The sequence below is a fragment of the Thalassoglobus sp. JC818 genome, from assembly GCF_040717535.1.
Lineage (GTDB): Bacteria > Planctomycetota > Planctomycetia > Planctomycetales > Planctomycetaceae > Thalassoglobus.
In genome coordinates, this window is record NZ_JBFEFI010000001.1 from 691283 (window position 1) to 715598 (window position 24316).

Annotated in this window: 16 protein-coding genes; 13 read left to right on the forward strand and 3 right to left on the reverse strand. The window is 52.6% G+C overall.

All coding sequences use genetic code 11. The features are described from left to right. The first annotated feature begins 53 nt into the window (after nt 1-53). From AB1L42_RS02415 to AB1L42_RS02445, 7 genes are all read left to right on the forward strand, one after another. Nucleotides 54-1061 (forward strand): ABC transporter ATP-binding protein, encoded by a 1008-nt coding sequence (locus tag AB1L42_RS02415; protein WP_367050777.1) that lies wholly within the window; start codon nt 54-56, stop codon nt 1059-1061. Next, nucleotides 1058-2719 carry an ABC transporter permease subunit gene (locus AB1L42_RS02420; RefSeq protein ID WP_367050780.1) on the forward strand — a complete coding sequence of 554 codons (1662 nt, stop codon included), beginning with the start codon at nt 1058-1060 and terminating at the stop codon, nt 2717-2719. Before AB1L42_RS02415 ends, AB1L42_RS02420 begins: the two co-directional genes overlap by 4 nt. A gap of 53 nt (nt 2720-2772) precedes the next feature. Then, nucleotides 2773-4662 (forward strand): hypothetical protein, encoded by a 1890-nt coding sequence (locus tag AB1L42_RS02425; RefSeq protein WP_367050783.1) that lies wholly within the window; start codon nt 2773-2775, stop codon nt 4660-4662. Between the two features lie 158 nt (nt 4663-4820). Further along, complete coding sequence (locus AB1L42_RS02430) at nt 4821-6986, forward strand: arylsulfatase (RefSeq protein WP_367050786.1); 2166 nt, start codon at nt 4821-4823, stop codon at nt 6984-6986. Nucleotides 6987-7125: 139 nt separating this feature from the next. Then, nucleotides 7126-9687, forward strand: coding sequence for a hypothetical protein (locus tag AB1L42_RS02435; protein WP_367050789.1), 2562 nt, complete (start codon nt 7126-7128; stop codon nt 9685-9687). Nucleotides 9688-10236: 549 nt separating this feature from the next. Beyond that, nucleotides 10237-11199, forward strand: a complete 963-nt coding sequence (locus tag AB1L42_RS02440; RefSeq protein ID WP_367050791.1) for an ATP-binding protein — start codon at nt 10237-10239, stop codon at nt 11197-11199. A gap of 169 nt (nt 11200-11368) precedes the next feature. Further along, nucleotides 11369-11638 (forward strand): DUF6116 family protein, encoded by a 270-nt coding sequence (locus tag AB1L42_RS02445; protein ID WP_367050794.1) that lies wholly within the window; start codon nt 11369-11371, stop codon nt 11636-11638. A 29-nt stretch (nt 11639-11667) separates the two neighbouring features. Here AB1L42_RS02445 and AB1L42_RS02450 read toward each other — a convergent pair whose 3' ends face one another. Together AB1L42_RS02450 and thiC are read right to left on the reverse strand one after the other, a co-directional pair. Beyond that, nucleotides 11668-12048: an STAS/SEC14 domain-containing protein gene (locus AB1L42_RS02450; RefSeq protein ID WP_367050797.1), complete on the reverse strand. Its 381-nt coding sequence runs from the start codon at nt 12046-12048 to the stop codon at nt 11668-11670. Nucleotides 12049-12120: 72 nt separating this feature from the next. Next, complete coding sequence (gene thiC / locus AB1L42_RS02455; RefSeq protein WP_367050800.1) at nt 12121-13941, reverse strand: phosphomethylpyrimidine synthase ThiC; 1821 nt, start codon at nt 13939-13941, stop codon at nt 12121-12123. Between the two features lie 128 nt (nt 13942-14069). On the opposite strand from thiC, the gene AB1L42_RS02460 reads away from it, so the two are divergent. From AB1L42_RS02460 to ppk2, 4 genes are all read left to right on the forward strand, one after another. Further along, the gene (locus tag AB1L42_RS02460; protein ID WP_367050803.1) at nt 14070-14495 is read left to right on the forward strand and encodes a hypothetical protein; all 426 of its coding nucleotides are present in this window, start codon (nt 14070-14072) and stop codon (nt 14493-14495) included. 130 nt (nt 14496-14625) lie between these two features. Then, on the forward strand, nt 14626-16218 hold the full coding sequence (gene guaA, locus AB1L42_RS02465; RefSeq protein ID WP_367050806.1) for a glutamine-hydrolyzing GMP synthase: 1593 nt from the start codon (nt 14626-14628) through the stop codon (nt 16216-16218). 210 nt (nt 16219-16428) lie between these two features. Next, on the forward strand, nt 16429-18372 hold the full coding sequence (locus AB1L42_RS02470; protein ID WP_367050808.1) for a substrate-binding domain-containing protein: 1944 nt from the start codon (nt 16429-16431) through the stop codon (nt 18370-18372). A 208-nt stretch (nt 18373-18580) separates the two neighbouring features. After that, a complete protein-coding gene (gene ppk2, locus AB1L42_RS02475) occupies nt 18581-19495 on the forward strand; it encodes a polyphosphate kinase 2 (RefSeq protein WP_367050811.1) in 915 nt (304 codons plus the stop codon). Between the two features lie 81 nt (nt 19496-19576). Here the strand turns inward: ppk2 and AB1L42_RS02480 are convergent, their stop codons facing one another. Beyond that, nucleotides 19577-21115, reverse strand: coding sequence for a metallophosphoesterase (locus AB1L42_RS02480; RefSeq protein WP_367050813.1), 1539 nt, complete (start codon nt 21113-21115; stop codon nt 19577-19579). A gap of 359 nt (nt 21116-21474) precedes the next feature. On the opposite strand from AB1L42_RS02480, the gene AB1L42_RS02485 reads away from it, so the two are divergent. Then, nucleotides 21475-22143 (forward strand): DUF1294 domain-containing protein, encoded by a 669-nt coding sequence (locus AB1L42_RS02485; RefSeq protein ID WP_367050815.1) that lies wholly within the window; start codon nt 21475-21477, stop codon nt 22141-22143. Nucleotides 22144-22311: 168 nt separating this feature from the next. Further along, a complete protein-coding gene (locus tag AB1L42_RS02490; RefSeq protein ID WP_367050817.1) occupies nt 22312-24312 on the forward strand; it encodes a glycoside hydrolase family 32 protein in 2001 nt (666 codons plus the stop codon). The last annotated feature ends 4 nt before the right edge of the window (nt 24313-24316 follow it).

Here is a 24316-nt window from a genome sequence, read left to right on the forward strand (position 1 = left end):
TCCTCAACTTTCCCCGCCGTTTCCCGCAATCAGACTTCGTGACAGTGAATCATATGAACGACAGCGAGCCTTTAGTTGAAATCAATCACGTCACCAAAAGGTACGGCGATTTCGTCGCTCTGGACGATCTGAGCTTACAGCTTCAACGGGGCCGGATTCTTGGTTTCATCGGGCCAAATGGCGCAGGAAAAACTACAACAATCAAAATACTTGTGGGCCATTCCAAACCGACATCCGGGTCAGCCAAAGTCGCTGGGTGCGATTGCACAAGTGAGGCGCACAAGATCAAACGGCTCGTCGGCTACATGCCGGATACGTTTGGATCTTACGAACACATGCGTGTCAGCGAGTACCTCGATTTCTTCGGTGCCGCCTTCGGGATTCCACGCAAAGAAAGGCGCCGCCGAATTGAAGAAGTGATGGAAACTGCCAGCGTCACCAGAATGAAAGATCTGTTTGTTGAAAGCCTCTCTCACGGGATGCGTCAACGTGTTGGAATTGCCAGAACGCTCATTCACGACCCGGACTTGCTGATTCTCGATGAACCGGCCAACGGGCTTGATCCACAGGCGCGGATCGAAATGCGTCTACTCCTGCTGCAACTTGCCGAGATGGGGAAAACGCTGATTGTGACCAGCCACATCCTTCCGGAGTTGTCACGCATCTGTCACGACGTCGCTGTGATCACCTCCGGGAAGCTGCGTGCCTTCGGAACTTTGGATGACGTCCTGCGACAAGTTCATCAGAAACGTGTCTTTGAAGTTCTGGTGACCGACACGTCTGATGTTGCAGAAGTGACTCGACTCATCAATGAACAACCTGAACTCGAAGCAGATGTTGAAGCCTCCGAGACGGAATCGACCGTCCGTTTTCAAACAACCGCGGACGATGCAGCGATGCAACGCTTGCTGGGCCAGGCGATCACTCAGGGATTGTCGATCGTGCAGTTCCGTGAAGTTCAAGTCGACCTCGAAGACACATTCATGAGTGTCACCAAGTCTGAAGAACAAAAGTCGCCGGCAACTGAAAGTGTCGTCGCATCTGGCGGGGGTGCGGAATGAATAATCCCGTCGTTGATCGTGAACTGATGACGACCTTTCGCTCGCCGCGGTCGATCATTCTGATGTTGGCTCCCGCGTTCGTGACATCGTTGCTGGTGGTTCTTCAATGGCCGACTGACGCAGTCGTTTCTGAGTCGGGTCGACGCGCACAGGAAGTCTTCAGCATCTTTGGCTATGGGCTGGGAGCGTTGGTTTGCCTGCTGACGCCGGTGACACCTGCTGTCTCGATTGTGCGTGAGCGTCTGAAAGGGACTCTCAATCTTTTATTCCACACACCGCTTGGACGAATCACTATTTACGTGGGCAAGCTTGTCGGAGCGGTCGCGCTCTTCATTCTCTCATTGATGATGACACTCCCCGCTGCAGGGGCTTGTTATGCAATGGGCGGGATGACCATGACCGGTGATCTGATTCCGCTCTATCTGGTTTTGATTGTCGCTGGAATTCAAATCTCTGCACTCGCATTGGCAGTCAGCAGCTACAACAAGAATATTGACTCCGCTGTGCGCACTTCTTACGCGTTGACGCTGCTTCTGGTTGTCGGTGCGTTGGGGCCGTATCAGATTCTCCAAGGGTCTGAAAATCGCCTGCTTGCCATCGGCGCTGACTGGCTACGACACCTCTCTCCGCTTCCTGCGTTGTCTGAGGTTTTAGGACATGGAGATGTGGCGGGGCAGGGGATCGTTTCGCATGCCAACTCGGTGTGGAGATACTTAATCGTCGCTGGTCTTTCGACACTTGCTTTCGCAGCACTGACAATCAGACGTTTGAGTGTTTCGATCTTTGATGAGTCACGAGACTCTGGAGTGATGACCGACGATCTCGAACTGTCCCAGCGGATGTCGCGACGAGTTTTCTTTCTCGTCGATCCGCAAAAACGCTCAGCAGGCATCGCCGACTGGTCAAATCCGGTTCTCGCGAAGGAGTTTCGTTCTCGCAAATTCGGACGAGCCACTTGGATGCTGCGACTCATCGCCGTCTGTGCCGTTGCTTCGATCGCGCTGACCTACTTTGCAGCAACAGGAGTTGAAGACTGGTCCGTCGAGATGATCGGCGGACTGCTCGTCATTTTGCAAATGGCTCTAATCGTGTTGTTGGCTCCGGGAATGTCGGCTGGTTTGCTCGCTGGCGAGATTGAGTCGGGCGGATGGACGATGCTGCGCATCACACCGCAATCGTCCATGGCGATTGTGATTGGAAAACTCCTGAGTGTGAGTTGGACAATGGGGATGATTCTGCTGGCAACTCTCCCCGGCTACCTGGTCATGATTTATGTCAAACCAATCCTTCAACAACAAATCCTGCTCGTCATCGGCAGCCTCGTTCTGTCGTCGATCTTCACGGTCGTTGTGAGTGCCGCGATTGGATCGTTCTTTCGCAAAAGCACGCCTGCGACGCTCACCTCGTATTGCATTCTGACTGCGGTCACAGCGCTTCCAATTTTGATCTGGCTCGGAAGAGACGCTCCATTCGGTTTTCGAACCGTTGAGACAGCTTTGATCATCAACCCGATGTCCTCGGCACTCTCTCTGATGGAAACTCGAGGCTTTGAGCCGTATGCGATCGTTCCTTGGAACTGGTACTTCCTCATCGCTGGTTGCGTCATCGGACTCATCATTTTCTGGCGGAGGGTGGAACAATGTCAGAAGCCCGACTGATTTGATCCTCCTTCACTCGAATTGATCTTCACTGCGTTACTGGAGAAAGAAACATGTTGACGGTTGGTCAGGGCAGCAAGCTTGGTCGGACATTTTTACTCGCATTTATTGCGACGATTTCTGCGACATGGACGTTTCGTTCGGTAATTGCTCAAGAGAAAACCGATCCGGAACCAGGTCCTCGTCGATCAGTCAATTTCCTGACGGTTCCTGCGTTCGAATTGCGTCACTCGTCGATTCAAGAGCGCGACGTGCCTGCTGAGTTGTGGTTCAAAGCTCTCAATCAGAAAGAGCGCGCCCCGATCTGCCAGGCTGCCGAACTATTCGTTCTCGCCCACCGTGAGCAACTCCCCGGAATCCCGAAAGAGACAGGGCCTCTCTTGGAAAAAGTCTTCTTCGAAACTGATGATCCCGTCGCACGAAAGTGCCTCGCTGTTGCCATCGTTGAGCTGGATGCAATCACCGATATAGAACGATATGAAGGAGTCATCAGAAACGGAAATTTTGCCCTCGCGCAAATTCTTGAACCTGCACTCGCAAAGAGAGGGTCGTCAGCCGCAATTGAACGCAATTTGCAGCGTCTGGCAGATCCCCTCACGATTCGCCCACTGATGCAGTTGGCCATCGAAGTCGTTCAAGCTGGGAAAGTCACTGAAGCACGAGAGTCGTTGGAGTCGATCGTTCTCAATCGTCGCGCGCGATCTGACTTGAGAATGAAATCGGCTCAGGCGTTGGGCGAGATTTTCTCAACCGGCCTGATTTCCAATGCGACGGAACTCGCCGGCCGAACTGACGACGCGACGGCGCCGTTGCTGGCTGTCGAACTGATCGAAAACCACTCTGACGATGAGACCCTCCCGGTTCTTCTGGGGCTCACCAATACTCCCGTACCCGTGGTTCAAGCGAAGCTGCTCACTCTCTTGACGGAGATTGACCCTCAGTTGGTTGTCGATCTCTCTCAGGAAGATTTTGAGCTGGCGCCCGGCATAAATCACCCACACGCAGGAGTTCGACTTGCACTGATTCGTTCCGCATTTCGGGTCGGCGATTTCGACACCGTCGAGATCCTCAGCAGCTTTCTCGACGATCCCAACCCGACAAACCGGCAGATCGCAGCTGATGCCTTGTTCTCGCTGAGTTCTCAGAACGAACAACTTCAAGAGGCTGTGGTCAATTCAGTTTTTACATCGCTCCAAAGTGACTCGTGGCGAACACTCGAACTTGCTTGCCTGCTGGCTACGGGACTCGAGATGAAAGAGACCACGCCCCGAATGATGGAGTTGCTGGGGCACGATCGCCCTGAAGTCGGTGCTTCCGCAGCTTATGCTCTGAAAGAATTTCAACAGGAAGAATCCCTGGCAGCGGCAACGGAGCAGATCGTCGAAAACACCCCCAAAATTTTCGACTTTCTCGACCCGCGAAACCGCGTCGCTTTCGAATTGACTTGCGAGCAGACACAGCATCTCGCGGAACTCGTGGGAATGATGAAATATCGTCCGGCTGACCAGCCGCTCCGTGCATTCATCCCGAAGAAGGAACCGGGAAACATTGTGATCACCGATGATCTGACGCGAGGAGTGGCAATCTGGTCGCTCGGTCAAATGCATGCTGGTGAACCGGATTCTGAATTGATCGACGCTTGGATCGACCGCTTGAACGACACAACCTCTCTCGTCCCGGAATTTGAGTACATTCGAGAAGGGGCCGTTTACGCCATCGCTTGGTCCGGCGATCCCGAACTGATTCCGTATCTGGAAGTTTATGCTCTGCGAGACAGCCTCTCGCGTGGAGTTCCGACCGCAAGTGCATGGGGAGTAGCTGAGTTGGGTGGAGAGAAAATTCCTTTGCCACCACCTGTTGAAGGATTCAACGACCGCAATTGGTCGCTTCGCTATGCTGAAATTCCAGAATCAGGTCAATCGTCGGACAACAACTCACCGTGAGATGAGTCATCCGGGTAGAACAACCTCGTCGAGATCAGAATGCCAACCGAGGTGCGACACGGGAATTGACGGAATTGAGCATCAATCCGGTCTGAACTATCAACGACACGGGGTCACCCGTTCGAAACCAATTCACTCTTTGATCGAAAGAGATAATTATGGGGTTCATACAAAATCGTTTCACCATCGCGGGCTGTCTTTTGTCCGCATGTGCTTTCTTGAGCAGTCAGACCTTCGCAGCTTCTGAACTGCCGCCGAACGTTGTAGTCATGATGGCTGATGACATGGGACTCGGTGACACGAGTGCCTATCAAGACCTCACCGGCAACAGCGATGAAGTGCAAATTCTGACTCCCAATATGGATCGCCTCGCCAGAATGGGTGTCAGGATGACCGATGCTCATACGCCATCTTCTCGATGTTCTCCGACACGATACGGACTGCTCACTGGCCGCTATCCTTGGAGAAACCGGCTCAAACATTGGGTTCTGTTCGGTGCTCAAGGGGATCCGATGATCGAACGAGATCGACCGACAATCGCCACTCAATTTCAGGATTTTGGCTATCACACAGCGATGGTCGGTAAGTGGCATGTCGGGCTGCGATTTCGCAAATCAGATGATCACCCCGCCGACGGATGGGACGACGCGGACCTCAGATTCCCGCTGTACGACAGTCCGGTCGATCATGGTTTCGACGAATCTAAAGTCACTTCACGTTCGCACGGAACGTCAGGACCGAAGTCAAACTCGCGTCAAAACACTCCCGAACAAACTGTTGGCCCCGGCCATCTCGATGGTCGAACTGCAATCGGTGCGACTGAGAACGGGAAGCAACTCGTCGAGAGTGGTCCCAATGCTTACATCCTCGAAGACCTGGGAAGTCGGCACTCCGATCATGCGATTGATTTCCTCAATCGGCATCTCAAAGACTCTGAATCTAAAGCCACTCCATTCTTCCTCTATTATGCCTTCAACTCCAATCACTCGCCTTACACCCCCACCAATGCGATCGATGGCCGACCAGTCAAAGGGGCCGCGACGAGTGTGAGTGGCCAGAAAATGGGCGACCGAGAAGATTTCGTCTATGAAAATGATGTTGCCATCGGTCGAATGCTCGACTTCCTGGAACAGACTCCCGATCCGCGACGGCCAGGTCATGCATTGATCGATAATACGCTTGTCATCTTCACCAGCGACAACGGGGCTGAAAAGAATCGAGACACTGCGACCGGCCCGTGGAGAAGCAATAAAGGGTCGTGTTACGAAGGTGGCCATCGAGTTCCATTCCTCGCTGCCTGTCCCGCTGTTGGAATCGGAGACGGAAACGAGGAAACTCCGGGAGTGACGAACGATTCGCTGATCTGCCTGACCGATCTCATGGCGACATTCGCAGACCTCAACGGAAAAGACATTTCCTCAACTGCGGACGGAGCCAAGGGAGCGGAAGACAGCATGAGCATACTCCCTGCGCTGCGAGGAGAAACACTCTCTCCACGACCGATGTTCTACAACGACCATCGCGAGGCAGATGATCCGGCAGCTTGTGCGATGCGTTTGGATGATCCCGTCGTCAATGGAAACCGAATTGAAGGTCAGTGGAAGATCTTCTTCGACGCGAACCTGATTCGCCGAGGCATTCCTCAACCGTATGAGCTGTACGATCTCGCCGTTGATCCGTATGAGCAAGTGAACCGAATCGACGACGAAGAGCTGAAAGACTTGGTTGCTCATCTGTCGGCGGTTGCTGAGCAACACAGGAATTCCGGAGGACATCGTCTCGCTGATATCGCCAGCGATCGGAGAATTGCGTTCAATTGGGCAGAGATGCCGATGATCCCGGAGACTTCCGGGCTGACGCTCGTCGATCTCAATGAGCGCTTTCAGAACGAGGAACACGCGACTGTGACCGTTGAAGCTGAAGGTCTCACCTCAACCTTCACCGCTATTCCGGGATCGTCAAACAATCCTGCTCGCTTCTCTGTGAATCCACGCGGAGTCGGAATTGAAGGCGGAGCTTTCAAACAGGTCGACGACGGTGAATCGGTGATTGTCACGTTCGATAAGGACGTCATTGTCGAGTCTGTCGCGATCGTCGCTGGCAACGGTGTCTGTGGCGGATTCTATCGAGTCGGAGAGGGATCTCCTCTGGCGATCTACTGTGTCGACGCGGATATTGATGCGAAGGATCAATCAGGGATTCTCAGTGACATTGGTCTGCTCAAAGCTGGCACGCCACTTCGGCTCGACAGTCATCCACACTTCGGAGTGGAAGCACCCGGTCAGTGGAGAATCGAGTCGTTGACCGTCCGATTTCTGAAGTGACGAATCACGATTTGGGTAACCGCTCACGAGGCTGATGCCCTCGCCATTTGGATGGCGAGTTGATTTCGGTCCAAACTGTTCAGTGTCGCGACACTGCACGCACAATACTTTGTGTTTTGACTTATTGCGGAGATTCAGGATGCGGTTCATCAAGAGTGATCGTCAGTTTCTGGTAACCCACATCCTCGGCAGCTTTGCGTTCGTCATCGGATCTCTGATTGCCTGTGTTGCCAGCGCCGGCGACGTTGGATTCACGCTCAACGTTGTTGATGCGGAATCGAACGATCCTGTCGCTTCGCGAGTTGTTCTTAAATCGGAAGATGGCGAGTTTTTCTATTTCGAATCACTCGATGGGGCTGGCAGTTCCGCCCGGTATGAAAAACGCAACTGGAACAACCATGACTCGCAAGAGTTCTACACCAGTCTGTCTGCTCATCCCGCCCATGCGAAGATTCCGGAAGGGGCTTATCAACTCTCCGTCTTTCGCGGAAAAGAATACCGCTCTCACAACGAGCGTCTCGAACTGAACGAAGACACAACTCGGACTGTCTCGCTGGAAAGGTGGATCAATCTAGCCGAGCGAGGATGGTACTCCGGCGATACACACCTTCACCGAACGATTGATGAACTCAAGACGGTGCTTCTGGCAGAGGATCTCAACGTCGCCTTTCCGTTGACTCACTGGGTGACTCATTCGGACAGGATTCCGAGTGCCGGTGATAAGAACCAGCAGACGGAACTTCCAGATGGACTCGTGGAAGTTGATCAGACGCATGTGATCTGGCCGCTGAATACCGAATACGAAATCTTTCGTGTGGCCAATCAGCCACACACGCTCGGAGCACTGTTTATTCTCGGGCAAGAAGTACCATTGACGAAGCCAGTCCCTCCGTGGCGTCCAATGATCGAGTCCGCGACACAGCAACAAACTCCAGTTCTGTTCGATATGGACAAGCTCGACTGGCCGTTTGCGATGGTCTTGCCGACACTCGTTCCGGAATCAACGTACGAACTCGCCAACAACCACATGTGGAGAACCGAATTCGCATTTCGAAATTGGAACACCGCAGCCCCACGCGAAATGTTTCCTCCGTACGGAAGACAAATCGGCGGTGAACGCGAGTGGATCGATTACACGATGGGGATGTATTACACATTGCTGAACTGCGGATTTCGGCTTCCTCCCTCCGCAGGGACAGCCAACGGAGTTCATCCCGTCCCTGCTGGATTTGGGCGAGTCTACGTCTATCAGCCTGAGGGGTTTGACTACTCCGATTGGAAAGGAGGGCTTCAAGCAGGTCGTTCGTTTGTGACCACCGGTCCAATGATTTTCGCAACAGCTGACGGTCATCAACCTGGGCATCAATTCTCCTGGTCGACCGAGTCCGATCCGCAACAGCCGACGATTCCGCTTTCGATTGAGGTCTGTTCTGAGAAACCACTGCTCTACGGAGAAGTTCTGATCAACGGCCGGCCAGAACATTTACTTCGCGCCCAGAATCAGCAACTCCCGAATGGGAGCTTTCGATCGGTTATTGAACTTCCCATTGAACCACAGCGGTCGGGTTGGTTTGCGATTCGATTCTGGGAATCACGAGAGCAGGGGAGAATTCGATTTGTCCACACCGCTCCCTGGTACGTGTCCGTCAACGATGAACCGGTTCGCCTAATTGAACACGAGAGAGCTTACCTTGTGCGTCGAATGACAGACGAAATTGCTCGCAGCGAGAAAGTGTTGTCCGCCGAAGGGATGGCAGAGTATCGAGAAGCTCTCGAGTACTATCAGAACCTCCCGGTCATTGATGACACGCAGAGTGTTGCGATGACTTCCCGGTCATTCAAAGACGATGCAGATCGGAATCGATGGCTGCGGACGATGGTGCTTGATCATCATTACTCAGCTGGTGAAATTCGCAAAGCGACCGGAATGTCGATTGACGAAGCCCAACAAGCGATCGACGAGTTGGACAGCGATGAAACTCAACACACTGAAGTGAAAATTCGGCCGTATCCCGGTGGCCGCCATCCTCGTTCCGGTTTTCTGGAAGGAGCCATCAACCCGCAGCGAGAAACCAAAGTCAGCATCTTTCCGCCTTGGGAAAACGGAGGGTACGTTGTCGTCGACGTCCCGGAAGCGATCTTCTCGAACCTCGGTCTCACATACCTTGCTCACACGCACATCCCAACGATCTGGGATACACAGCAGAAGCAACTTCCTCAACTGGAATGGAGCGCTACCGACGGAGGTCTGTTGGTCGAGCGCACTCTCCCAAATGGAATCAGTTTTACCAGCTCGGTCGAAACGGCCGAGACTGGGGCTCGGATGAAAATTTCTCTGACGAATCGAACCGAGAAACCGTTAACCGAGATGCGGGTTCAGGTTTGCACGATGCTGAGTGCTGCCGTTGGATTCGATCGGCAACAGCCTCTTGAAAAGATTGAACGGGATTCAATGATCGCCATTCGATCAGCAACTGGAAATCGCTGGATTGTGACAGACTGGAGACCGAATCATCGCGTCTGGTCCAATCCTCCAGTCCCGTGCATCCACTCTGATCCCAAGTTTCCCGATTGCGCGCCGGGTGAGACAGTATCAGTCGAGGGCGGCTTGTGGTTTTACGAAGGAGATGACGTTGTCCAAGAGATGGATCGGCTCATCCAACAGTTTGAAAATCTCGACGCATCACATGCGGATAACTAGATCATTTTCAAATTCAGTTTGCACCGACTCGCTCGAGCAAACTCAGCTTCTCGATGAGTGAGACCGCTCGCGCGAGTGCACAGGTAAGAGCAACTTGCTTTCGCTCGCCCAAAGCTTGGAATTGAGCGTCTCAAAGTACGCGATCCTCAAGCTTCTTTCGGTCAATCAATGCCCAGGTGCCGCTCCGCTTTTTGCGAACATGCGAGGAATTTGGCCCTCACGCATGAATTCTCTCAAGTCGATCTCAGCTTGTTGAAACAATCGCTACAAGCGGACCTCGGGGCTTCGTTCTTAGCGCTGTTCGTCGAAGCATTTCTACTGACTCGAGATTGTATGACCAACAGTTGAATAGCTGGGCAGAGCAACTTTTTCATCAAGTCGCATCGCGGACACGAGTTGTTTTCCATGTGAAAACGATTTCTTCCCAGTGCTGCGATTCAAGGAATGCTGTCGAGATTTCGACTCCAAGCTGTTCTGACCTGTCGAGTGTTTCGAGAAACAACTCGGCTCACCGGTTTTCGGATCGCTTCAAGAACGGACATCAATCCGATGAATAAAATCATCATTGCTGGGCAAGGACACTTCCATCTTTCGAAGGCGAAACAAGCTCTCGAACAGTGGAACCATGTCGTTGTCGTTGAAGCCGAAAGCGAACAATCTCTAGCTTTGGAACTGGCCCATGCGCCAGCGACGATTCTGCTGACGACATTCTCAACACTTCGAAGTTGGCAGAAGGGACTGTTCGATCCACTGACAACTCTCTCGCCGGCAACTCTTGTTGTTGCAATACAGCCGCTGCATCACGGAAGCTTCACGGTCAAAACATTTGACGGGGCAGCCAGTAATCGCGACTGGTCGACGTGTGACGTCCTTCGTCTCGTGCTGCACTCACTCGATCCAGAAAGCGTCTGCTGTCAATCAAAGCTTGTGAGTAACCGACGCTTTGGGTTTCTCGTCGATAGTGATCCTGTTGAAGTCACGAAGGCGACCAATCTGGTGAGAAGCATTGTGAACTTTCAGCACTCGCTAAGCGAGCAAGAACGTCTCGCACTGGAAATGGGGCTGAGTGAATCACTCACGAATGCAATTGTACATGGCAACCTTGAAGTCTCGTCTCAGCTTAAGGCTGTGGAACCGGATGCCTTTCAGAAGCTGGTCAAACTTCGCAAACAGACGAGCCCCTATTGTGACCGCAAGGTGATGGTGTGTGTCGATGTTCATCCGAAGCGTTTTCAATGTACGATCACGGATGAAGGGCAGGGCTTCTCGCTGGATGACGTCTCCAATCCACTTGCCGAGGAAAACATCTTGAAGCCATCTGGCCGCGGGCTGCTGTTGATGGAATCTTCAATGGATCAAGTCGAGTGGAACACATCTCGAAACGAAGTGACGCTCACCAAATATCTCGGGAGCGATACTCAAGCTGAGGGAAGTTCACAATCAGCGGAGAAGTCTCAATTCCAACCGACTCGCACCAGCAACTCGTTAAAAGAGAAACACGCGAACTGTTGAGTCACGGCGAGGTAGTCATTCAATCACCGGAAGGAGCGTGAACGAGTCCTGATTGCAATCTTTTATCGCAGACGATTTGACTTGCAATTGGGATGGCCGGAATGAGAACATTGGGTCGATGAATATCGGATTCTTCGGAGAAGAGTCCTCACCCAAAATGTGATTTTTTATGCGACTCCCCATCGTCTCGTTTCTACTTGGATATCTCGAAAAGCTTCGGTTTCCCTGGCTCTTCCTGATCGTTGGAGTCCTGTTTGGTGTCGACCTCGTTGTCCCGGACTTCATCCCGTTTGCCGACGAACTTCTGCTCGGAGCGATGACCCTTCTTCTAGGAGCGTGGCGTGGGCGCAAGTCAGAACGCAAACTCGCAAAAGATCGGCAGAAGATCTCTGGGCCCGATCCTTCATCAAACAATCAATCCGAAGACCGCGAGAGTTAGCTCCCGCTCATCTTGTCTGTCCGGTGATCTCAACCCACTCCTTCAGCGGACTCACGAATCCAGGTCTTGGCTTCGCTGAGGTCCGAGTAGGGAAAATGTTTGATTTCCGCTGCAACGAAATGACTTGCAAGTTTTTCAGCAATGTCGGCCATTGACGAGTCCGTCACCAAGGCCACACATCTCACCTTTCGATGGTGTTGCTTTACAAATTCGAAGTGGCTTGTAATCGCGGAAAACGAATCCCATCCGGGAAATTTTCTGACGTAGATCACCAGTCCGTTCAACATCCCATGCTGCTCGATGACAGGGTCAATCTCTCTCGCTGCAGTTTGGAAATCGCTGGCATCGAGTGCGCCATCGGGAGTCAGAATCGCAATTAAGTCATCATGATCGACTTCAACGTTTAGCATGAGAACTCCCATCCGCTACAGATTACAGATTGGATTGTCGCCTGAGAGAGCAGCATGGTAACTGATTTGTCGTTATTCGACTTTGAGCTCGACGATCTCTGCGTTCTGGATTTGCTGGGCAGTAACGGAATCGGTGTAGTCGCTGTGGCACGACGCTTTTCCATCGGTCGCGCCGACGGCTTTCTTTGTCTTCGATGCCAGCTTGTGAATTTCGTCTGGCGAGAGCACGCCCCGTTTTTCGAGGATCTCTTTTTGTTCTTCACTCAAAGCTTCAGAAACTTTGGCTCGATCCCATTTGTAGATCTCGTCCTTACCTGAGGCGAACTCCACGATTTCCTTGCTGATACGAACACTGCACCAATCGTGTCCGCACATTGCGCAGAAGTCGGTATCGACATCGAGATCTTCGTCGTGATAGGCACGAGCTGTGTCCGGGTCGAAACTAAGTTCGAAGTGCTTCTCCCAGTTAAGAGCTGCTCGGGCTTTCGTGAGTTCATCGTCGCGGTCCCGCGTCCCCGGAATTCCAAGTGCAACGTCGGCGCTGTGAGCAGCGATTTTGTAGGCGATACAACCCTGTTTGACATCGTCCTTTTTGGGAAGCCCGAGATGCTCTTTGGGAGTCACGTAACAGAGCATACTGGCGCCGTGGTAAGCAGCAGAAGTCGCACCGATGCAGCTTGTGATGTGGTCGTAACCCGGGAAAATGTCAGTCACGAGCGGTCCAAGTACATAGAACGGAGCACCGTGGCAGAGCTGTCGTTCGAGCTTCATGTTGTATTCGATCTGATCGAAGGGAACATGCCCCGGCCCTTCGATCATCACCTGCACGCCTTTTCGCCAGGCACGTTCAGTCAATTCGCCCAGCGTTGAAAGTTCGGCGAGTTGTGCGTGGTCGGTTGCATCCGAAAGTCCACCCGGACGAAGCCCATCGCCGATCGAAAATGTGACATCGTATTCTCGCATCACATCGCAGATTTGCTCCCAACCGGTATACATCGGGTTTTGCTCGCCGTGGTCGATCATCCATTTGGCAAGCAGTGAACCGCCACGAGAGACGATTCCGATCAAACGATCTTTCACGTACTGAAGATGTTCCTGCAGAACTCCAGCATGGATGGTGAAGTAGTCAACGCCTTGGGCTGCCTGATGGCGAAGCGAGTCGAGAATGATGTCCATGTTGAGATCGTAGAGTTTTCGCCCGATGATCATCGAATAGATCGGGACAGTCCCGATGGGAACTCGTGAGTTCTCAATAATTGCCTGTCGACATTCGTCGAGGTCCCCCCCAGTGGAGAGGTCCATAACGGTGTCCGCTCCCCACTTCTCAGCCCACTTCAGTTTCTCCACTTCTTCATGAGTCCCCGACGAGACCGGCGAGGCTCCCATGTTCGCATTCACTTTGGTCTTCGAAGCACGACCGATGCACATGGGGTCAAGTTGATGCTCAAGATGCACTCGGTTGGCTGGAATGACCATTCGCCCGGAAGCAACTTCGTCTCGCACCTGTTCAGCTGTCAGGTGAGGTTCACGTTCGGCGACTCGCTTCATCTCCGGAGTCACAATTCCGAGTCGAGCGGACTCAAGTTGTGTGATCGGCTGAAAGTCGGCAGGGAAGGTGACTTTGCGGAATGTTTCGTCGGATTGACGGAAAACAATCTCTCCTGGAATCGATGAGCTTGCCTGGCCAACAATCTCGGTTGTCCAACCATCTGGCAGGAAGTCCCAGGCGGTCTTCGATGATGGCTCCGGCATGCCCGGAGTATCGGGCGAAGCGAATGTCCAGCGTCCTTCAACTCCGGGAGCGATGTGAGACTTTTTCGCGAAACTTCCGGGAGTGGTTCCGGCAGCTGTGGATGATGGATTGTTTCCAAGATTTGGCAATTTATATGACATTTCGTCATCCTTTCCGTGGAGGACGCCGTAATTGAAAGGCAAAGCATTTTCGGCGACTGATGAAGCACACTCAACAACTATCGTAGCTGTGTCGGTTTGTGTCGTCCATGCGTTGAAGAGGGAAACCGATGGGATGTCCAGAGATGCGAGCTTGCAATCGGCGATATTTGATTTGGACATTGGGAGGGATGCTGGCTGCCTCTAGTTGCTGCCCTGAGCCAAAACGGATTGAGTACTTCGACCTGGCTGCCTTGGAAATTCTAGATTTTGACGCCGTTGATCCGCTGATCTGGAAATTTCTCGAACAGGCACTCCGGCACGAAACGATTGGAAAACCAGTTACCGAGTTCGAAGAAATGCTCGCTCAGGCAGATTTTGTTCACGATTACACAGAGTCACGACGGAGAGGTTACCAGTTCGTCCTGCCATTGACCTCAGAACAACGCGAAAACAATGAGGCCGGTGGAATCATGCGAGCTGTGCAGCTCACCGTTCGAGTCGATGTCGACGAGAAGAAAGTGGACGCGGTGGCGGTAGTGCGACTTAGTCTTTGAGGGGTGAAACCGCACTCGAATCCGGTGTTGCGTGGGGGACTTGACAAGCTACAATGCCCGATTCCCCATTTTTTCGAGCCGCAAGCTGAGCGAGCACTTTGCGGCCTTTTTTATTTGATGTGTGGCCTCGATGAATTCACCTTCGCATTCCACTCCATCTCCTGAAACCAGTGCCGGAGATATTCAGCAGGAAACCGTTCTCGTCTTAGACTTCGGTTCTCAAACTGCGCAGTTGATTGCACGTCGTGTGAGAGACCAGCAAGTCTTTTGCCAGCTGGTTCGTCATGACCTTTCCGCGGAACGCATCAAAGAACTCGCTCCCAAAGGTCTGATTCTCTCGGGCGGACCGGCCAGCGTATATGCCGAGAACGCTCCGCAGGTCGATCCTGAGATCTTCAATCTGGGAATCCCTGTCCTAGGAATCTGCTACGGAATGCAGGCGGAATGTCGGGCGATGGGCTGTGAGGTGAAGCCAAGCAAGTCTCGGGAATTTGGTCACACCGAGATGAACTGTGACGCCGAAGACCCGCTATTCCGCGGCCTCCCCAAAAACTTCACCGTATGGATGAGTCACGGGGATCGAGTCGAAAATCTCGACGAGAGCTTCGTTGTTCTTGCTGAAACAGACGACTGCCCCAATGCAGCGATCAAGCACAAAGACCGTCCGATTTACGGATTGCAGTTTCATCCGGAAGTGACGCACACCCAACATGGTGAGCACCTGCTCGGCAACTTCATTCGCAACATTTGCGGTTGTGAAGGTTCGTGGAAAATCTCTTCCTTCATCGAGCAGGAAATTGAATCGATTCGAGAGCGTGTGGGCAAATCGAGAGTCATCTGCGGTCTGTCCGGAGGTGTCGATTCATCGGTGACAGCTGCCTTGTTGTACAAAGCACTCGGGGCACAACTGACCTGTATTTTCGTCGACAATGGGCTTCTGCGAAAAGGAGAGCGTGAACAGGTCGAATACGAATTCGGTGAACACTTTAAAACCGACCTGCACGTCGTTGACGCTCGGGACAGGTTCCTGCAAGCACTCGCTGGAGTGACCGATCCTCAGCAGAAACGAAAAATTATCGGGAAGACGTTTATCGACGTTTTCAAAGACGAATCAGCCAGCATCGAAGATGCCCGTTTTCTGGCACAGGGAACCCTGTATCCCGATGTGATTGAATCAGGTGCAAATCCAGACGGCCCAGCTGCGACGATTAAGTATCACCACAACGTCGGTGGTCTGCCTGAACAGCTTGGCTTCGAACTCATTGAACCGATGCGGATGCTCTTCAAAGACGAAGTCCGCCTGATGGGTCACGAGTTGGGCTTGCCTGAGAAACTGATCTGGCGACATCCGTTCCCAGGTCCCGGTCTCGCAGTGCGATGTCTCGGGGAAATCACCCAGGAACGGCTGGAGACCCTGCGTGAAGCGGACGCGGTGTTGATCGAAGAGCTCTACGATTCCGACTACTACCACAAAGTCCAACAGGCCTTTGCAGTGCTCTTGCCATTGCAGACAGTCGGTGTGATGGGCGATGCACGCACCTACGAAGATGTCATCGCTATTCGATCGGTCGACACCGACAACTTCATGACCGCAGACTGGTCGAGGTTGCCGTACGATCTTCTGCAACGAGTCTCAACGCGAATCATCAACAGCGTGAGAGGTGTCAACCGGGTGGTTTACGACATCAGCTCCAAGCCTCCAAGCACAATCGAGTGGGAATAGCTCTCGTAATCTCAAATGCTCCTTCTTCGAGAGATACTTGCTGCTCGGCAAGAAAATCGAAGTCGTGCGAGTAAATCGCTGTCAGCGAATCCATTTGAGTCCGTTGTTTTGTACGTTTCCGTTTGAACTTAACTCGCTATTCATACTCGCCAGTCTCACCGAAACTATCTTCTTCGCTACAGTGGCAGATAGTTCCTGGGGAGACTGCTCGTGGCCAGCACCGTAGCAATCGTTGGTTTCTTACTCGCGGCTTATTCGATTGTCGCTAACGATGCGATTCAAACACTTGGGACGTTCTTAAGTTCCAACTCCAAACGCCCCTGGTGGATTTTGTGGGCGTTTGCCTGCACGGTTCTCCTGTTCGTTTTCGTATATGGCTGGATCGTCAACGACGGTGATGTTTCCTTCGGTCGTTTGTCCAAATTCCCGGAACCAACGGGCGGGTTAACGTGGCTGCACGCGATTCCTCCGTTGGTGATTCTGTTGCTGACTCGTTTCGGAATCCCGGTAAGCACAACGTTTCTTGTTCTCGCTGTCTTTGCTCCGACGAACATGGGAGCGATGCTGACGAAATCGCTGGTCGGGTATGTGCTTTCGTTTCTGGTTGGCATCGGTGTCTACACGCTGATCTCGAAGTCTTTCGAAAAGCAAATGATCGATTCGTGTGACAAACCTCCAAGCTCGCGCTGGATTCTTCTTCAATGGACGTCCACGGCGTTCCTGTGGAGCCAGTGGTTGATGCACGATCTCGCGAACATTTTCGTCTACCTTCCAAGACATCTGAATTCGGCGTACTTCTTCTTCGCCACGATTGTCATGCTCTTTCTGCACGCGATCATCTTCTCACGTCGCGGAGGGGAGATTCAGCACATCGTCACAACGAAGACCAACACCCAGGATATTCGTTCCGCGACGATTATCGACTTTATCTATGGACTGATCCTGTTGTACTTCAAGGAGTACAGCAACATGCCGATGAGCACGACCTGGGTGTTCTTGGGTCTCCTAGCTGGCCGCGAAGTTGCGATGTCACTGCTGTTGAGATGCCGTCCGCTGAAAGAGGCATCCGGCATCGTCTTCAGCGACGCTGGTAAAGCGATGACCGGTTTGATCGTCAGCGTCGTGCTCGCTTTCGGGATGCCGGTTTTACTCGCCACCTTCGGGACAACCTCTGCTGACGCGACTTCAACTTCTAATCAACCCGAACCGTTGACGAAGGACTCAATCGCGATTCTTCCTCCCTACGAAACCGAAGCGGGTGTCACAGGTCTTGTCCGCTGTGCTGGGTCCGACACTTTGCGAATCGTCTTCGAGAGAGTTCAAAGTGAACTCGCCGAGGTCCAACCGGGGCTCGAACTGGCAATTGAATCTGCTGGAACTGAAACCGCTCCAGGAGCATTGATCTCTGGTAAATGCGAATTGGCCCTGATGAGCCGCCGAATGACTTCCGCTGAGAGACTGGCGTTTCGGAACGAGTTCTCTGAAAACCCGGTCGAGTATCGGATTGGCCTCGACGCTCTGGCTGTTTTTGTCAATCAGTCGAATCCCATCGAAGGACTCACTCTCGCGCAGATTCGGGACATCTACGGGACAGAATCTGAGAGTTGGGGAGACTATGTCTTGCCGCCATTCCCCAACAAACCGATCGTGACTTACGGACGAAATGAAAACTCCGGGACACGGACGTTCTTTCACGATGTCGTCATGCAGCGTGAATCGTTCCGCTCGGATCTGATTGATGACGAAGATTCTGCTGCGGTCGTCGACGCAGTCGGAAGAGACGAGTTCGGGATCGGATTCTGCGGAATGGGATACCGGATTCCAGCCGTCAAGTCGATCGCCATTGCTCCTCATGAAGACGGCCAATACTTGAACTACTTTGTCGACGATTACAAAGACTCGCCGGACCTCGCCAAGCGTTTTAAGAATGTCTACACCGGCGAATACCCACTCTCGCGAATGCTGTTCGTATACGCACGCAAGCCCGCCGGTGAAACGTTGCCGCCGCCTGTGAACGCGGTCATGAAGTTCATCCTCTCGCAGCAAGGACAGCATGCGGTCCTCGACTCAGGCTTTGTGCCTCTGACCGATGAACTACTCAACCGACAACTGCGAAAACTCTCCGCAGAATATGTCCCGGAGTGGTACGAGTAGAACATTTTGGGAGTCGAATTGGTTCTTGTGCATGAACGGTGAGGAAGGAGATCACAAGTTCTAACACTGTTCGCGTGGCAATTCGAAGAGACGACTTTCGGATGGATTAGTGACTACTTCCAATAGCAGTCACGGCGAACTCGCATGAACAAACGCGTAGCCTTGGAACTGTAACGTGCTCGAGCCCCTTCAACGAAACGGAAAGACCATGTCTGAAGAGAATCAACAATCCGACATCGACCGAACTCGTGAAGAAATCCTCGACTCCCTCGACGAAGAGTTTGAGGCCGAACTGGGCGATGCACTGGCTGGATTCGATGGTCCGCTCGGCAGCCATGATCAAGAGGGACGCATTCCGAGAAAGGTTTACTTTCGTGAGCTTCTACGCTTGCAGCGGGAACTCATCAAATTGCAGGACTGGGTCGTCGAGCACAAGATTAAGATCGCAGTCCTGTTTGAAGGTCGTGATGCTGCCGGAAAAGGGGGAGCGATCAAACGCATCACCCAGCGACTGAATCCACGCGTTTGCCACGTTGTCGCATTGCCCGCTCCGACGGAGCGTGAACAGAGTCAATGGTACTTCCAGCGATACGTCCAACACTTGCCGGCTGGTGGCGAAATCGTGATCTTCGACCGCAGTTGGTACAACCGGGCCGGGGTTGAGCGGGTCATGAACTTCTGCACCGAAGAACAATGCGAAGAGTTCTTTCAAACGGTTCCAGAATTCGAACGCATGCTGGTGAGGTCCGGAATCCACCTCCTCAAGTATTGGTTCTCGATCAGTGACCAGGAACAAAAATTCCGTTTCCAATGCCGGATTGACGATCCGCTGAAGCAGTGGAAATTGAGTCCGATGGATCTGGAATCACGCCGCCGCTGGGAACAATACACTCTCGCCAAAGAAGAAATGATCGAACGAACCAACATTCCCGAAGCTCCGTGGTGGATCGTCGAAGCAGACGAAAAGAAACGAGCACGCCTGAACTGTATCCACCACTTGCTTCAACAGTTTCCCTACAGCGAAGTTACACACGATCGGATCACTCTTCCTCCACGGCAACACGACGAAAGCTACCAGCGATCCCCAATGCCGCCCGAAACAATCGTCCCTGCAGTATATTGAAGCTGGATGTGCTTTCACTGACGCTTGAAAACTCTTCAGTCGAATCTGAGAACTGACCCAGACGGTCATTTCCAACAAAGATCAGTTTTTGGGAGGAGCGAGTCCGCCTGCAGAGCGGCGGACTTTGGCGGGCTCGTCGACATGTTGCGGAGCTTCGAGTCCGGAATCAGTCAGGCATTTTGAAAACTCTGGGAACGTTGCGTTCAAGACGCTGCAAATGTAAATCATCAAGTCTTTGCTGGGGATTTCATCGGCACTCGAAGAATAGAACCTCTGATAGGCTTTCGCAGCTGTACCTGCAGGGTCAGCTTTCATCCGCACGAAGAGACGATCAATGGTCGGGGCGGTGACCTCCGTAATTCCGAATGTGCGACGAGCTTCGTATTCCAACTTCCACCCGGCACCGCTTCTGTCTCTCTCAGTTGTTTTGAGATCGAGAATGTTGGTCTCCCAGTTGGTCAGGGAAGTCGTTTCGCGATCGAATTCGTAAACTTGAAACGCGGGATTGTTCCCGAAGACCGGACTCACTGCCGGGGCGATTTTGTGAAGCAGGACCGGATGATCTGCGTCACCAATGACTCGATAGTCGTCCATGTGCGTATGCCCGGTGAAAGCAATGCGAACCACACCTTGGAAGCGACGAAGCAGTTGTCGATATCCGGTTGAAAACGGATCTTTCCAAAGTTCAGCTGTCGAACTCCGACCACTGTCTTTCTCCTCGACATAACTGTCGAGTCCCGGAGGAACATGCATCAGCAACCAGACCTTCTGCCCGCGAGACTTTGCAGTCTCCAATTCAGCTTCGAGCCATTTCAATTGAGCGAGACCGGGCGAGTTGCCACGAGGTGCGCACTCGCAGCAGTTCTGCTCTTTGGGATCGTGATAGTCAGTGCAATAGCTTCCGCTCCAGAGGACAGTATTCAGGACGATCAACCGTTCACTTTTGAGGCTGGGAAGATCGACGGCATAGGCTCCCCACCTATGAAAGGTTTCACGAAAGGTCGTTTTATCCACCGTCTCGAGTAGCAACGGTTGCCAGATGTCTGCAAAGACCGTCAGGAACTGCCCTCCCGGCTGAATCCAATAGTCCTGGCAAAAGGAATCATCGTTTCCAAGAGTCGCAAAAACTGGAGTCTTCGGAAAAGCTTCCTGGAACTCGTTCGCAATCAGTCGGAGCGTCTTCTGTGTAAATTTACGGTAGGCTTCGGCATCTTCGGCGATCGGTTGAGGAGCCAGTGCGTTGTACTTGGCTTGCCAGTCGTGCGCGAGGAAATCGCCCGGATAGAGAATGAACGGCGGGTCTGAAACTCGACCTCGAGCTGCATCGATTGCCGAGACGAAAAGCGAGTAGTTGCTGTCCGAACCATATTGGCTGGGGGGCTGCTGCAATGAACGGAAATACTCCGGCCATTCATCCTCCGGAAGTTCCACCAGCTTCTCAAACGCTTTTCGATCGAGTCCTGAGAACGGATCGAAATGGATGTCTGAAATCAGCAGAATTTCTTCTGCGGGCAAAGATAATGTCCCGAAGAACATTGCGATGACGACGACAAGACTCCGGAAGAATTGTGCTGGCATTCGGTTTTCAAACTCTGGGATTTCATTCAATGGGTTGGGCACTTTGTTCCTTCCGACACTGGCTTTCAACATCATTGCAAAAACCTCTTCGACGCTCGAAGCGAGACAGTCTCGAAAGCCATGCGTTGAGGTCCGGCAACTGAATGTATGGGCTTGGCGAACTCTCGATCAATCGTGAATTGTCCGCAGCTATCGCTCAACATGGTCCGAAATCGAATCGTCAAGTGGACGACTCGTCGATGTTTCGTCATGCTCTGAATTCTTCTCCGCGATGTGAGGATCACGTCATGGATAGATCGCGAGTCGATGACAGATCGAAGCGACGACGAGTCACTTCGAAAACTGTCTCATCACTTCAGCCGATCAGCAATAAAGTCAGTTAGCGTTTGATGGAGTTTTCAGTGAAAGGATGCATCACGGGCTGGAACGACGAACGAGGATTCGGTTTCGTCATTTCCGAAGATGATGAAGCGGACCGCATCTTCGCTCACATCAGCAATTTTGTGAAAGGCTCTCCACGACCACGCGACGGTGATCGCGTCGAGTTCGCGATTGAATCGAACGGCGAGCGGGGGCTGCAAGCGGTTCAAATTCAGCTCATTCGCAGTCCTCTGGAGTGGTCTCGGGCGGAAACAATCAACTTGCTCATCTCAGTCGGAGCACTCGCAGCGATCGGAATCTACGGAGTCGTGACGGGCATCCCATCAATGATGAATATCGCCATTCTGTTGGGCTACACCATCTTGAGTCTCATCACGTACGTGATCTTCGCGGATGACAAGCGCCGCGCACAAACCGGGAAGTGGCGGTGGGAAGAACGCCAACTCCACATGCTCAGTCTGTTTGGAGGTTGGCCCGGTGCGTTGGTGGCGCAAAGGAAACTACGTCACAAGAACCGCAAAGTTGCGTTTCAAGTGACGATGTTGGCAATGATCCTTCTCAACGTGACTGTGGTGATCACTGTGTATACTTTCCTTCCCGAAATGACTTCTTACGTTTCAGCAAACTCTCGACATGTCGACCAACAGCCTGACGAGCACGCACTGCCCGTAATCCGACCGCGCCGTTGAAACGATTCCTCGGAGCGACTTTCGCATGGGCGAAGAACTCTTTAGAACAGGTCTTCGAGCTGTTGAACTCTGAATGAAATTCGGATGAGCAATCTTTACTGATCCGTTCTCATCGACATCAAAACACTACAATTGCTTCACAATTCTTACCAACCTGAGTGGAATCCGATGAAAGTGCTCCAAGTCATCCTTCTCGTTCTGTTTGCGTGTGTTGAAATCCACGCCGACGAACTCTTGTTTCCCAACGCGGACTTTGAACAGGGAACCCTCGAAAACTGGACGGCTGAAGGTGAAGCGTTTCGCATTCAACCCACTCGAGGCGACAACACTTCCGCCCGAAATCGTGAACCATCGAACCTTCAAGGGAGTTGGTGGATTGGCGGATATGAGCGATTCAACGGAACAGTCGGTGAACCGGGTGCGACTGCCGGCGATCACCTGACGGGGACATTGACATCTCGCGAGTTTGAGATCAAACACCCGTACATCACGTTTCGCATCGGAGCAGGGCACCTGCCCGGTGAAGTCGGTGTGAGATTGCTCGTCGACGGAGAATCAATTGATCTTGCCACTGGGGTCGATCACGAAACGATGGTGATGGAGAGTTCTGACGTCCGCCAGCACATCGGCAAGCTCGCTCGACTTCAGATCTACGACACAGCGACCGGTGGCTGGGGCCACATCAATGTTGATGACTTCCGTGGAACAGAATCGCCAGCCCCCGAAACGTCGATGGACTTCGTGCTCGACGCACGAGTGAAACCCTCAAGCTATCCGGACACCTCTTACGATCAACCACTTCGTCCGCAGTTTCATTTCGTGTCGAAGAAGAACTGGTTGAACGATCCCAACGGAATGTTGTTTGACGGTGAAAACTATCACTTATTCTTCCAACACAATCCCAATGGAACCGAATGGGGCAACATGACATGGGGTCATGCGATCAGCCAAGACATGATCCACTGGAAACAGCTCGAGCACGCACTTCTTCCCTATCGTGTCGATCGGCGATCGGGAACCATCTTTTCCGGAACTGCTGTCATTGACCACAACAACAGCTTGGGAAAACAAGTTGGAGACACGAAAACAATCTGCGCATTCTTCACCTTCGCAGCCAACCCTTCATTCTACCAAGCGATGGCTTACAGCACAGACGGAGGATTCACGTGGACCTATTGGAATGAGGGGCGCGCCATCGTTGACAACCAGGGGTTCGATCAAGGTGAACGTGATCCCAAAGTCTTCTGGCATGAAGCTTCACAGAAATGGGTGATGGTCCTCTGGGTTCAACAGAATCCGGGACGCGTCAGGTGGTTCACTTCGACGAATCTCGTCGACTGGGAATTCGCGTCGGACCTGATGCGAGACTGGGCATTCGAGTGCATGGATGTCGTCTTCTTGCCAGTCGATGGTGATCCAGAAAATGTCAAGTGCGTGATTTACGACGCCAGCTTCGATTACGAGATCGGCACGTTCGACGGAAAGCAGTTTCACGCGGAAACCGAAACTCTCCAGAACGTTCGCGGCAATTATTATGCAGCCCAAACCTTCTATCAGGCACCGGACGGACGTGCTGTGCAGATTGGATGGATGCGAGGCGGTCCAAACTCAGCCAAGCTGTTTGATGTCCCTCACAATCAGCAAATGGCCTTTCCGGTTGAACTCGAATTGAAATCGACTCCCGAAGGAGTCCGCCTGTTTTGCTCTCCGATTTCCGAGATCGAAACACTCGTCGCTGAGACTCACGAGTTCAAGAATTTGTCACTTCGCGAAGGTGTCAATCCGCTCAGCGATTTGCAGGATCTCGACCTGGTTGATTTGGAAATTGTTTTCAGCCCCGGTGAGGCAAAGGAAGTTGTGTTCGATTTGCCACGAACACAACTTCGATATGTCGCAGAGAACCACCAACTTCTTTGTAATGGTGTGACAGAGAGTGGTGAGCGCCGTGAAGAAGTTTGCCTGGAGCAATTCACCGAGCGTGATGGAAAAATTCACTTGCGAGTGCTGGTCGACCGCCTTTCCGTCGAGACCTATGCATTCGGCGGAGAAGCGTTTTCAGCAAATTACATCTCTCCGATCGACCAAGAGACGCTCTCGATCCATAGCCTCGGTGGAACTGCGGTGATCCATGACCTGAAGATCCGCGAACTCAATTCCGCGTGGAAATAGACCG